This is a genomic window from Dictyoglomus turgidum DSM 6724, from assembly GCF_000021645.1.
In the GTDB taxonomy this organism is placed as follows: Bacteria; Dictyoglomota; Dictyoglomia; order Dictyoglomales; family Dictyoglomaceae; genus Dictyoglomus; species Dictyoglomus turgidum.
Map to the genome: position 1 here is coordinate 1,240,864 of NC_011661.1, position 13,056 is coordinate 1,253,919.

General features: G+C 42.2%; 10 protein-coding genes, 3 tRNA genes, 2 rRNA genes and 1 other RNA gene. All 16 read right to left on the minus strand.

Going from position 1 to position 13,056, the window contains the following annotated elements:
* Positions 1–26: 26 nt before the first annotated feature.
* Positions 27–3,046, minus strand: a 23S ribosomal RNA gene (locus tag DTUR_RS06295).
* A 68-nt stretch (positions 3,047–3,114) separates the two neighbouring features.
* Positions 3,115–3,190 (minus strand) — tRNA-Ala (locus tag DTUR_RS06300).
* Positions 3,191–3,213: 23 nt separating this feature from the next.
* Positions 3,214–3,290 (minus strand) — tRNA-Ile (locus DTUR_RS06305).
* A 68-nt stretch (positions 3,291–3,358) separates the two neighbouring features.
* A 16S ribosomal RNA gene (locus DTUR_RS06310) occupies positions 3,359–4,906 on the minus strand.
* Together the 16S and 23S rRNA genes with 2 tRNA genes alongside form the textbook arrangement of a ribosomal RNA operon.
* A gap of 191 nt (positions 4,907–5,097) precedes the next feature.
* Entirely contained in the window at positions 5,098–5,799 is a 702-nt protein-coding gene (locus DTUR_RS06315) for a radical SAM protein (protein WP_242603770.1), read from the minus strand.
* A 206-nt stretch (positions 5,800–6,005) separates the two neighbouring features.
* Positions 6,006–6,608 carry a TatD family nuclease-associated radical SAM protein gene (locus DTUR_RS06320; RefSeq protein ID WP_012583586.1) on the minus strand — a complete coding sequence of 201 codons (603 nt, stop codon included), beginning with the start codon at positions 6,606–6,608 and terminating at the stop codon, positions 6,006–6,008.
* A complete protein-coding gene (locus tag DTUR_RS06325) occupies positions 6,605–7,366 on the minus strand; it encodes a TatD family hydrolase (RefSeq protein ID WP_012583587.1) in 762 nt (253 codons plus the stop codon). Before DTUR_RS06325 ends, DTUR_RS06320 begins: the two co-directional genes overlap by 4 nt.
* A 21-nt stretch (positions 7,367–7,387) precedes the next feature.
* Positions 7,388–7,653, minus strand: an RNA gene (ffs, locus tag DTUR_RS06330) — signal recognition particle sRNA large type.
* A 9-nt stretch (positions 7,654–7,662) separates the two neighbouring features.
* On the minus strand, positions 7,663–7,890 hold the full coding sequence (locus tag DTUR_RS06335; protein ID WP_012583588.1) for an ABC transporter permease: 228 nt from the start codon (positions 7,888–7,890) through the stop codon (positions 7,663–7,665).
* 20 nt (positions 7,891–7,910) lie between these two features.
* Positions 7,911–8,002: transfer RNA gene (locus DTUR_RS06340), tRNA-Ser, on the minus strand.
* 26 nt (positions 8,003–8,028) lie between these two features.
* On the minus strand, positions 8,029–8,499 hold the full coding sequence (locus DTUR_RS06345) for a nucleoside deaminase (protein ID WP_012583589.1): 471 nt from the start codon (positions 8,497–8,499) through the stop codon (positions 8,029–8,031).
* Positions 8,475–8,783: a divalent-cation tolerance protein CutA gene (cutA, locus tag DTUR_RS06350; protein WP_012583590.1), complete on the minus strand. Its 309-nt coding sequence runs from the start codon at positions 8,781–8,783 to the stop codon at positions 8,475–8,477. The genes DTUR_RS06345 and cutA overlap by 25 nt, the downstream gene beginning before the upstream one ends.
* Before the next feature lie 7 nt (positions 8,784–8,790).
* Complete coding sequence (locus DTUR_RS06355; protein WP_012583591.1) at positions 8,791–9,540, minus strand: Cof-type HAD-IIB family hydrolase; 750 nt, start codon at positions 9,538–9,540, stop codon at positions 8,791–8,793.
* A complete protein-coding gene (locus DTUR_RS06360; RefSeq protein WP_012583592.1) occupies positions 9,533–10,174 on the minus strand; it encodes a TIGR03936 family radical SAM-associated protein in 642 nt (213 codons plus the stop codon). Before DTUR_RS06360 ends, DTUR_RS06355 begins: the two co-directional genes overlap by 8 nt.
* Positions 10,164–11,957, minus strand: a complete 1,794-nt coding sequence (locus DTUR_RS06365; RefSeq protein ID WP_012583593.1) for a TIGR03960 family B12-binding radical SAM protein — start codon at positions 11,955–11,957, stop codon at positions 10,164–10,166. The genes DTUR_RS06360 and DTUR_RS06365 overlap by 11 nt, the downstream gene beginning before the upstream one ends.
* Entirely contained in the window at positions 11,954–13,054 is a 1,101-nt protein-coding gene (rodA, locus tag DTUR_RS06370; protein WP_012583594.1) for a rod shape-determining protein RodA, read from the minus strand. The genes DTUR_RS06365 and rodA overlap by 4 nt, the downstream gene beginning before the upstream one ends.
* Positions 13,055–13,056 lie beyond the last annotated feature (2 nt).

Sequence of the window (13,056 nt, forward strand, 5' to 3'; positions counted from 1 at the left end):
AAGAAGAATCATACAGTAACCAGCCAGGCGTCAAAGCCTCGGCATATTAGTACCGGTCGGCTCCACGCATTGCTGCGCTTCCACCTCCGGCCTATCTACCTCCTCTTCTCGGAGGTGCCTTACCGGGCTTCCCCCGTGGGAAACCTTATCTTGGGGTGGGCTTCGCGCTTAGATGCTTTCAGCGCTTATCCCGTACGGACTTGGCTACCCAGCTCCTGCACCTGACGGCACAACTGGTACACCAGAGGTCCGCCTGCTCCGGTCCTCTCGTACTAGGAGCAGTTCCCCTCAAGTTTCCTTCGCCCGTGGCGGATAGGGACCGAACTGTCTCACGACGTTCTGAACCCAGCTCACGTACCGCTTTAATGGGCGAACAGCCCAACCCTTGGGACCTTCTCCAGCCCCAGGATGCGGTGAGCCGACATCGAGGTGCCAAACCTCGCCGTCGATGTGGACTCTCGGGCGAGATCAGCCTGTTATCCCCGGAGTAACTTTTATCCGTTGAGCGATGGCCCTTCCACTCGGGACCACCGGATCACTAGGCCCGACTTTCGTCTCTGCTCGGCCCGTCGGCCTCACAGTCAGGCAGGCTTAACGCCCTTACACTTCAGGCACGATTTCTAACCGTGCCAAGCCTACCTTTGGGCGCCTCCGTTACCCTTTAGGAGGCGACCGCCCCAGTCAAACTGCCCACCAAGCACTGTCCCCCAAAAGGCTCTTCTTTTGGGGTTAGAACCCCAACACCACAAGGGTGGTATTCCACCGGCGGCTCCACGGAGGCTGGCGCCCCCGCTTCTCTGCCTCCCACCTATCCTCTACATGCAGTGCCAGAGTTCAATGCCAGGCTACAGTAAAGCTTCACGGGGTCTTTCCGTCCTGCCACGGGTAGTCCGTATCTTCACGGACACTCTAATTTCACCGGGCCCCTCGTTGAGACAGCGCTCCAGTGGTTATGCCTTTCATGCGGGTCGGAACTTACCCGACAAGGAATTTCGCTACCTTAGGACCGTTATAGTTACGGCCGCCGTTCACTGGGGCTTCGGTTCAGGGCTTCGGGTTCTTCACCCTAACCCTTCCCCTTAACCTTCCAGCACCGGGCAGGCCTCAGCCCCTATACATCGGCTTCTACGCCTTAGCAGAGACCTGTGTTTTTGGTAAACAGTCCCCAGAGCCACTTCACTGCGGCCCTTTCAGGCTATTCACCTTACTCGGGCACCCCTTCTTGCGAACGTACGGGGCCATTTTGCCGAGTTCCTTAACGAGGGTTATCCCGCGCACCTTTGGATCTTCACCTCGCCCACCTGTGTCGGTTTGCGGTACGGGCACCCACTGACCTCCCTAGGAGCTTTTCTCGGCAGTGTGAGCTCGATGCCTTCGCCCTCTCTCGAGGACTCCCCATCACCCCTCAGTTCAACAGGAGTGCGGATTTGCCTACACTCCCTCCCTTGGGGCTTGGACCTGGTATGTCACCACCAGGCGCACCTACCCTCCTGCGTCCCTCCTTCGGTAATAACGGTCAGTAGGTGGGGCCGGAATATTAACCGGCTGTGCATCACCTACGCCTTTCGGCCTCGGCTTAGCTCCCGCCTAACCCTGGGAAGACGAGCTTTACCCAGGAAACCTCGGGCTTTCGGTGGGAGGGATTCTCACCCTCCTTTTCGCTACTCATGCCGGCATTCTCACTTCCGCCTCGTCCAGCGGTCCTTCCGGTCCGCCTTCTCCCTACAGCGGAACGCTCCCCTACCGCCCTACCTACCCGAAGATAGGTAGAACCCAAAGCTTCGGTGCCGGGCTTTAGCCCCGTGTATTTTCGGCGCAGCTTGGCTCGATCAGTGAGCTATTACGCACTCTTTGAATGATGGCTGCTTCTAAGCCAACATCCTGACTGTCTTCGCCAAGCTACCTCCTTTACCACTTAGCCCGGACTTTGGGACCTTAGCTGTTGATCTGGGCTGTTCCCCTCTCGACTATGGAGCTTATCCCCCACAGTCCGACTCCCAGCCATCCACTCAGGGCATTCGGAGTTTGACTGGACTCGGCAGCGGATCCCCGCCCCTCGCCCAACCAGTGCTCTACCTCCCTGAGCTTCTTCGGCTGAGGCTAGCCCTAAAGCTATTTCGGGGAGAACCAGCTATCTCCAGGCTCGATTAGCTTTTCACTCCTACCCACAGCTCATCCCATAGCTTTTCACTGCTAACGGGTTCGGACCTCCACGGGGGGTTAACCCCGCTTCATCCTGGCCATGGGTAGCTCGCCTGGTTTCGGGTCTGATGCGTGTGACTTAGCGCCCTATTCAGGCTCGCTTTCACTTCGGCTCCGGGACTCCACTCCCTTAACCTCGCCACACGCATCAACTCGCCGGCTCATTCTTCAACAGGCACGCAGTCGAGCCAGCTCAAAGAAGGTGTTTAACCTCCTTTGAGCATCGCTCTCCTACTCCTTGTGGACGTACGGTTTCAGGTTCTATTTCACTCCCCTCTCCGGGGTTCTTTTCACCTTTCCCTCACGGTACTATGCGCTATCGGTCACCAAGGGTATTTAGCCTTAGGCGGTGGTCCGCCCAGATTCGCGCAGGATTCCCCGTGTCCCACGCTACTCGGGAGTAAGGTCCATAGGCTTAGTACACATTTCGCCTACGGGGCTCTCACCCTCTCTGGCTGGCCTTCCCAGACCATTCGGCTATGTGTACATCGCCTACGGGAAAGTCGCGGCTTTCCCCGACCTTATCCCTCTACCCCTGTGTGGCAACGCCCGCGAGCTTCTACACCACACAGGTTTAGGCTCTTCCCCTTTCGCTCACCACTACTCAGGGAATCGAATTTCTCTTTCTTTTCCTCAGGGTACTAAGATGTTTCAGTTCCCCTGGTTCCCCTCCCTAAGAGTTTCCCCTTAGGGATACTCCGGCATTACCCGGAGTGGGTTTCCCCATTCGGATACCCCCGGATCACAGCTTGCTCGCAGCTCCCCGGGGCGTTTCGCCGCCTGCCGCGTCCTTCTTCGGCCCTTGGTGCCTAGGCATCCACCGTACGCCCTTTCTACTTTGACGCCCGGCTGATTACTGTATCATCCCTCTTGGATCTCTTTCCCCTTATCTTTAATTTTCTAAGGTGCAAATGGTGGAGCTGACCGGACTTGAACCGGTGACCCCCTGCGTGCAAAGCAGGTGCTCTCCCAACTGAGCTACAGCCCCACCCTTTACTTTCAAAAATTAATTGGTGGGCCCTCCTGGACTCGAACCAGGGACCTCACCCTTATCAGGGGTGCGCTCTAACCACCTGAGCTAAGAGCCCATCTCTTAAAATTCAGGGAGGAGAGGAAGAAGGGAGAAGAAAGGAAAGCTCCTATCTCTCTCCGTAAGAAAGGAGGTGATCCAGCCGCACCTTCCGGTACGGCTACCTTGTTACGACTTCACCCCAATCATCCGCCCCACCTTCGGCAGGCTCTTCGCCTGACTTCGGGTGTTGCGGACTCTCGTGGTGTGACGGGCGGTGTGTACAAGGCCCGAGAACGTATTCACCGCAGCGTGGCTGATCTGCGGTTACTAGCGATTCCGCCTTCACGCAGGCGAGTTGCAGCCTGCGATCTGAACTGGGGGTGGCTTTAGGGATTCGCTCCGCCTCGCGGCTTCGCTCCCCTCTGTACCACCCATTGTAGCGCGTGTGTAGCCCAGGGCATAAGGGGCATACTGACTTGACGTCATCCCCACCTTCCTCCGGCTCTTCGCCGGCAGTCCCCTTAGAGTGCCCGGCTTTACCCGCTGGCAACTAAGGGCAGGGGTTGCGCTCGTTGCGGGACTTAACCCAACATCTCACGACACGAGCTGACGACAGCCATGCACCACCTGTGCAGACTCCAAATAGGAGAAACCTCCTATTTGGCACTCACCCTTTCGGGTGAGCTTACAGCCTGCATGTCAAGCCCTGGTAAGGTTCTTCGCTTAGCATCGAATTAAACCACGCGCTCCACCGCTTGTGCGGGCCCCCGTCAATTCCTTTGAGTTTTAGCCTTGCGGCCGTACTCCCCAGGCGGGGCACTTATCGCGTTAGCTGCAGCACGGAGAGTCTAACTCCCCACACCTAGTGCCCATCGTTTACGGCTAGGACTACCGGGGTATCTAATCCCGTTCGCTCCCCTAGCTTTCGCGCCTCAGCGTCAGGGACAGTCCAGAGAGCCGCCTTCGCCACCGGCGTTCCTTCCGATATCTACGCATTTCACCGCTACACCGGAAGTTCCGCTCTCCTCTCCTGCCCTCTAGCTTAGCAGTATCAGATGTCCTCCCCGAGTTGAGCCCGGGGCTTCCACATCTGACTTGCTAAGCCGCCTACACGCCCTTTACGCCCAGTAAATCCGGACAACGCTCGCCCCCTACGTCTTACCGCGGCTGCTGGCACGTAGTTAGCCGGGGCTTTTTCCTCGGGTACCGTCATGCCTTCTTCCCCGAGAAAAGAGGTTTACACCCCGAAGGGCTTCTTCCCTCACGCGGCGTCGCTCCGTCAGGGTTTCCCCCATTGCGGAAGATTCCCGGCTGCTGCCTCCCGTAGGAGTCTGGGCCGTGTCTCAGTCCCAGTGTGGCCGACCACCCTCTCAGGCCGGCTACCCGTCTTAGCCTTGGTGGGCCTTTACCCCACCAACTAGCTGATAGGCCGCAGGCCCATCCCAGAGCAGCATAGAGGGTTACCCCTCTATACCCTTTCCTTACCTGAGCATCTCGCTCGGTAAGTATATGGGGGTTTAGCACCCCTTTCGAGGTGTTATCCCCCTCTCTGGGGTAGGTTACCTACGTGTTACTCACCCGTGCGCCGCTCTCACTCCTATCGGCTTTAACCAATAGGAGCTACCGCTCGACTTGCATGCCTTAGGCACGCCGCCAGCGTTCGTCCTGAGCCAGGATCAAACCCTCCATCCGGTTATAATAACTATAACCTTCCTCCTCGGAAGGTTTAATCCTCGCTCTTTTCTCTCGACCGCTTCCCTTTCCTCTTTCTCCTTCTTCCTTCTCTCTCCCTTTGTCTAAGGTTCAGCCGCCCCTTTCCATCGGGCGCTTTAAATTCTACCACATCCCCCTCTAACTTTGCAAGAGGGTATTGGGATCTTTTTTTAATATAAATACAAATTTTTAAAACCCAGATTCTTAGCTATGCTAATAGCTTCTTGATATTCTTTATAATTTATAGTTCTGTTTATCTCAGGATATTTATAAGCCATATATAGAGGACGATATTGCTCCATTATGTTAATAAAAACTTCAGTAGATAATTCTTTTTTAATAAAAATCAACCATTCCCTTAACTCTGATATATGATTGGGCATTAAAAGATGTCTTATAATTAAACCCTTTAAGGCTATGTTTTCTTCGTTGAGAATTAAATTTCCAACTTGTCTATACATTTCCTTCAAAGCACTCTTAGTTACTTCAGGATAATCTTCTGCATTTGCAAATTTTTTAGCAGTCTCAGGATAATAAAACTTGATGTCTGGCATGTAAATATCAACTATTCCATCAAGTAATTTAAGCGTCTCTAAGCTCTCATAACCGCTTGTATTGTACACAATAGGAATTTTCAAACCAAATTCAATAGCTTTTAATAAGGCTTCTATTATTTGAGAAATAAAATGGGTGGGAGTAACTAAATTGATATTATGACATCCAAGATTTTGGAGATATATCATTATGTAAGCAAGGTCTTCTGTTGACATTTCCTCTCCCACTCCTAAATGACTTATAGTGTAATTCTGACAAAAAACACATCCTAAATTACAAAAGGTAAAAAATATGGTTCCAGAACCATTTTTACCCACCAAGATCTTTTCCTCACCAAAATGAGGAAAATAACTAGATATAACCGGTTTATAAGGTGCTTTGCAATATCCAAGTTCCCCCCTCTCTCTGTTTACCATACACTTTCTAGGACAAAGAGTACAATTTTTTAGTATTTCCTTTAGAAAGTTTACTCTTTTTTTGAGTTCTCCAGATTTGTAAAGAGTAATATATGAAGGTAACATACTTACAATGATTTTACAAATTCTCTTACTTTAAACTTCACTCCCAAATCTTTAGCTATTTTTTCGCACCTTTCAATGTCAACCGTAGGTAAGTTAACTACCGAAGCTGCTACATCTTTTATGTATATCTTTGAAAGCTTAATGAATTCAATTACTGCATTGTAAGCATCACTGAAAACAGGTCGGGATATTTTATCATACTTCTCTTTATCTTCTGCATTTAGACTTATGGAGATAGCATCTATGTAAGGGGCAATTTCAGGTAGAATATTTCTCTGATTAAAAACATTACCATGTCCATTCGTATCTATTCTTATAGGGAGATGAGGGAACATATCTTTTATAAACCTTGACACACTTTTTACAACCTCTACCCTAATAAGAGGTTCTCCAAACCCACAAAACACAACTTCTTTATAAGTCCTCAAATCTATCTTATTGAGGGATCCTATTATCTCTTTTGAAGACGGTTCTCTATCAAGTACTAACCTTTTGTTTCCAACCTGATCTGTAAAATTTTTGATACAAAATACGCATCGATTAGTACATCTATTTGTTATGTTTAGGTATAAGCTACTCCCTAAACAGTAGACAATTTCACTCATATTTCTTTCCCAAATAAATTTTTTAAATTTTCTCTAAACTTAATAGATAAATCTTCCAAGCTTACATTTTTCAATTCAGAAATTTTTTCAGCAATTTCAGGTAAATAAGCTGGTTCATTCATTTTTCCTCTACAAGACTGAGGCGGTAAATATGGAGCATCAGTCTCTATAACAATGTATTCAAGGGGAATTTTTTTCAAAACCTCTCTCAAATTTTTAGCGTTAGGATAGGTTATAGGACCAGAAAAACTAAATAAGAAATTCCATTCAGAAACGAGCTTAAAAGTTTCATAACTTCCACTATAGCTGTGCATTATTCCCCCTACTTCCCATACCTTCTCAGCTTTCATTATGTCAATAAGATCTTTCCAAGCATCTCTACAGTGAATTACAATTGGTCTATTAACTTCCTTAGCAAATTGAATAAACCTCGAAAAAACTTCTTTTTGTTTTTCCTTTGGAGAATGAAGCCTATAGTAATCAAGTCCTATTTCTCCTATAGCGAGAGTTTTTTCGGTCACCAAACTTTTCCAATCTAATTCATCTACATATGGGCTTGATGATTCGTGAGGATGAACACCGATAATCGAATAAATTCCTTCAAAAATACTTAAGTGATTAGCTCTCAAACTAGACTCCCAATCATATCCTACTACAAAGAATGAAACAACTCCATTTTTCTTTGCTCTCTCTACGTATTCTCTCCATTGGGGATAAATACGCTCATCATTTAAATGTACGTGCGTATCTGTCCACATATCTTCAATCGGAGCCCAGGGCTATGCCTCCACCGTCGATATGGCCCTACGGGTAGAAAGAGATAGGTAAGCTCCAGTCAGGTACACTGCGGCACCTAAGAGCCACCTCTTACCGTTGCTTCCTTTCGGACCTGGCGGGGTTCGAGGCACCCTTAGTGCACAGTTCCTAACCTTCATAGCTTCCTTTTCTCCTCCTATTCCCACAAGACCATACCTCGGGTGGCCTTTCGGTCCTGCTATAGCGGATTGCAGGTACAGGGCACCGCTAGCTCCCCACCTAAGCATAGCCCTGGGATTCATTCTTGAATTCTTAAAAGTATAAATAAAGAACTCAAAAGAACCCAAATAAAAGACGTAATAAAGAAAAACAATATTACTTTGCCAATAAAAGCTCCTATACTTTTTTCATTTTTAAAGATTTTCGAAAAATCTACTTCTTTGATCACTGCATATGCAGCTAAAAAGCCTACAATAAAACTTATAACCACACTTGAAGTACTCAACAATTCCCTAATACTACTCATAACTCACCTTTATAAAAATATGGCGGAGAGGGTGGGATTCGAACCCACGAGACCGCTTTCGCGGTCTACTCGCTCTCCAGGCGAGCGCCTTCGTCCACTCAGCCACCTCTCCGTTCCCTATTATTTTATCATAAAAATTCATGAACGTGAACTCCGCATATCTTTAAAAAACTCCTTTAGCAAAGACTCGCATACATCCTTTTTAATTCCAGAAATTATCTCTATGTCTTTCCATTTTTTATAATCCCTAATATTTACAAATTGTGTAAAGCCCTCTTCTCTGTTTTCAGTTCCATAAACTAACCTACTTATACGTGAATTCAGAATAGCACCAAAACACATTATACAAGGTTCCAAAGTCACATATAAAGTACAATTGCAAAGTCTCCAACCTTTTAGTTTTTTAGCTGCTTTCTCTATAGCAATCATTTCTGCATGTGAAATTGGATTCTTTTTGCTCTCTCTTAAATTATACCCTCTTCCTACTATCTGTCCGTTATAAACTATAACTGCTCCCACAGGAACTTCTCCTTTCCTTAGCGCTTTTTTTGCTTCTTTAATTGCTTCGTGCATAAAATATTCATCTATTGAAGAGAACTTTTTATCCATTCTAAATATTCAGGTAAACCATAGTTTATTGGAATCCCTATTATTTCAGGCAACTTGTAAGGATGTAATTCTCTTATCCTTTTAACAAGTTCTGAGAACTTACTCTTTTCAGTCTTTATCAACATGATTACTTCCATTTCAACTTTTTTTTCTCCCTGCCAAATATAAATTGATTTTGCTTCAGGAATTATGTTTACACAAGCACAAAGTTTTTCGTCCAAAAGTACATTTGCTATCTTTTCTGCATTCTCTAAACTATTAATGGTAACTACAGTAAGTATCATTGACCAATTACCTCCTTTCAAAATTAAGCACCTGTTGTATTATATAGTGAACAGACTCAGAAGGAGAAGCATCAATAACATAGTCTGCAATCTTCTTTAATCTTTCAGAAGCATTTTTCAAAGTTATGCCTAAACCTGAAAGCTTGAGCATCTCTTCATCATTATCGTAATCCCCAAGAGCTATAACTTCCTCTAATTTTATATCCAAATTTTTAAGCAGTTTTTTCAGTGCCTTTCCTTTTGAAGCCCCTTTAGGTAGAATTTCTAAGTATTTATAAGAGGAAAAAACTACATTTAAATAAATTTTTTCTAATCTATTTTTCAATTCTTTAAGAAGTTCTTTCTCTCCCTCTATAAAAATCTTGATTATTCCATTTTTATTGTCTTTCAGAAATTCTAAAGCCTCACTATCTTCATATAGTTTATCATCGTGGTAAATTCCTAATTTAACAAAACTTAAATAATAGTGTATAACCTTTAAAGCTCCAATCACCTCTTCCTTCGAAAGGTGCTGCAAATATAAAAAAGATTTTCTTAATGGATCATAAATTCCAGCCCCATTGTAAAGTATAACAGGAAGAGTTAAACTTAAAGGTTCCACAATTTTGGAGATAGATGACCATCTTCTTCCTGTTGCAATAGTTATTTCAATATTATTTTCTCTTAATATTTTTATAGCCTTAAGATTCTTAGTAGAAATAACTTCTGACCCATCCATTATACTTCCATCAAGATCTGTTATAAAAAGCTTATACATTTAATATCACTTCTCTTATTTGTTTTATTAATACGGGCTTTATATAAAAAAGCTCAAGAAATTCCTCCCCTCGAAGTATGGTGTTTTCTAATTTAATAGTTTTTAATTTAATCAAAAATATATTATCTCTTAAATTCTGATACGAAATTTCTTTAATATAGTCAAAGGGTTTTATTTCTTTAATACTATTTCCTCTCCTTGCTAATATTTTTCTATGCTCTAAAGAATCTAAATTTTTAAACTCAAGAAGAAAAGGATCCTTTAAATGAGTAAAAATATATAATTCGTAGTCAATGCCATAAGTATCCTCTATAAGAGATGATTTTTTAATTTTGTAGGCTTCATAAAATCTTATATCATTAGGAATTTGATCATTGAGCTTTTTTATCAGTTCTTTTTCCTCCATATCTTCTTGCAGAGTTAAATCAATGTATTCTCTTCTGCTTTCTACTCCTACAGGACAAGGAAAACCTAAAGATATAAGAGGTCTTGGATTATATCCTTCGGAATATTTTACAGGGATATTCGCTCTTCTTAGAGCACGTCCCAAAAAATTAAGAAAATCATTAGCTCCTACATACTTTAAAAGATTCAACTTAAAAAAAGCTAATCGATAGACTACTCTATTCTCCATGTTTTACTCCACAAAAGTCACACAAGACTTTCCACTCACATGCTCCACTTTCTAAGCCTTTATGTGCTTTTTCCCTTTCTTTTATTAAGTAATTTTTAGAGACAACAAAAATGTGATCCCATGGAAGCTTCTCATTTATGTCTATTTCTCTTGTATAAGTTGTAGGATCAATATTATTTTCACTAAAGGCTTCTTTCCAAAGAGTTAAATTTAAATACTCTTTCCATCCTTCCAACCTGCTACCTTTACTCCATGAATCAAAAATTACTTTAGCTAATCTTCTGTCCCCTCGAGAAAACACTGCTTCAAGAAAACTCATATTGTAGTCGTGGATATCTATGACAATATTTTTCTTTTTATTTAAATGCTTAAAAAGAACTTGTTTTCTTGCTTCTATTATACCTTTATCTTCAAATCTTTCCCATTGAAAAGGTGTATGAGGTTTAGGTATAAACACAGAAAAACTAAGATGTAGTTTTACCTTTTTATTTAACTTGAGTATCTTATAAACTAAATCTATAGTTTGGTAAATATCATCATTAGTTTCGGTGGGAAGACCAAGCATAAAGTACAGTTTTATATTATTCCAACCTTTTTGAAAAGCAATTTCAAGAGTTTTTAAAAAGTCTTCTTCTCTTAACCCTTTATTAATTACTTTCCTTAATCTTTCACTTCCAGATTCTATAGCAAAAGTAAGTCCTGATTTTCTTACTTTTGAAATTTTCTCAGCAAGAGATAAGGAAAAATTATCAGCCCTTAAAGAGGGTAAAGAAAAACTTACTAATTCTTTAGAAAATTCTTCAGTAAGCAAATTAACAAGCCTTTCTATCTCTGGATAATCACTACTACTTAAAGAGAGAAGACTTATTTCCTCATAACCAGTATTTTTAATTATTTCCCGTACATAATTTATAATCTTTTCCACACTTCTATACCTCTTAGGTCTGTATATATAACCTGCAAAACAAAATCGACAATTTCGTTGACATCCCCTCATAATTTCTACAAAACCCCTATCGTGAACTACCTGTTGAAGAGGAACAAGAGGTTTCGTTGGAAAAAATGTATTATCAAGATCATAAACAATCCTTCTTTTAATTACTTTTGGAGTCCAATCATATTTGGGGGTCAAATTAAAAAATTTACCATTTTTATATTCTACTTCATATAGAGATGGTATATATACCCCTTCAACTTTAGAAAGAGCCTTAAAAAGTTCTTCTTTAGACCTCTTTGTTTCTTCTTTCCACTTAATATAAATATCCACTATTTCATCGAGGGCTTCCTCAGCTTCCCCAATAAAAATAATGTCAAAGAAATCTGCTATAGGTTCAGGATTTAAAACTGTAGGGCCTCCTGCCACTATTAGAGGGTGACTCTCAGCTCTTTCTTTAGAAAAAATAGGAACATTAGCTAAATCAAGTATGGTAATAATTCCTGAGTATGTTAGTTCATAGGCAAGACTGAAAGCTATCCAATCAAATTCATTAATAGGTCTTTTTGTCTCTAAAGTAAATAAAGGTATTCTCTCATCTCTAAGTTTTCTTTCAAGATCAATTCCAGGAACAAATACCCTCTCACAAAGAACGTCCTCTCTTCTATTTAAAAGATAATATATTATTTGGAAACCCAAATGAGACATGCCGATTTCATACAAATCTGGAAAAGCAAGAGCAACTTTCAGTTTAATATCGCTCCAAGTTTTTATCACAATATTATGCTCGTTTCCTATGTACCTTGAAGGTTTTTCTACATCTGAAAGCAACCTGTCTACATCTATCATATTAGTTGCCTTTCTCCTCTTACATAAATGTTTACTATTAGGCCTAACATAGCATAGTTAGTGATAAGTGAAGTTCTTGCAAAACTTATAAAAGGCAAAGGGATACCCACTACAGGTGATATTCCTGAAACCATACACAAGTTTATAAAAGTTTGGAAAAACCAGCAAAAAAGTATGCCTCCTACTATATATTTGCCAAACTTATCTTTTAAACTCCCCCAAATCTCCCAAGTATATCTGAAAAGTAAATAGTAGAGGAAAACCACAAAAAGGCTTCCTATAAAACCAAATTCTTCTCCTATAGCTGAGAAGATAAAATCAGTGTGTTGTTCTGGTATTAAGTTCAAGTGAGTTTGGGTTCCTTGAAACCATCCTTTACCCCAAATACCCCCAGAACCAATAGCAATTAGCGATTGTATTACTTGATATCCACTTCCAAGAGGATCTTTCATTGGGTCTAAAAAAGTAATTATTCTTTGCTGCTGATAGGGTTTTAATATTAACCAAAAAAAAGGAAGTAATAATAAACCAAGTAGAATCAATCTCAAGAAATATTTAACAGAAATTTCTGATAAGAATATCATAAAAATCCCTGTCGCAAAAATGACAATTGCAGTACCTAAATCAGGTTGGATCATTACAACAATAAAAGGAATAATAACTAATACGAGAGTAAGAATAAATTCTCTCAAACCAAGAGTTTTCTTCTCATAATCTAAGTTAGTTAAAAATCCAGAAAGGGATATTACAAGTAGAAGTTTAGAAAGTTCGGATGGTTGAAAAGAAAAACCAAATATAGAGAACCACCTTTGTGCCCCTAAGCTTTCTTTTCCAAAAAAGATCACCATAACCAAAAGAAACAGATTGATTACATATACGTACTTCCACACCCTTTCCCATAATCGATAATAGGTAGTGGCAAAGAATGCAAAAAAAACTAAGCCTATTAAAAAAGCTATTACTTGTCTCTGTAGAAAAACATATGGGGAAAGTTCTTTTGCTATAAGACGAGTAGCAGTAGTATCATATATAAAGAGAAATCCTATAAAAGTCAACAAAATTACAACTAATATTAGTTTTATTTCTCTTCTTTTCATTT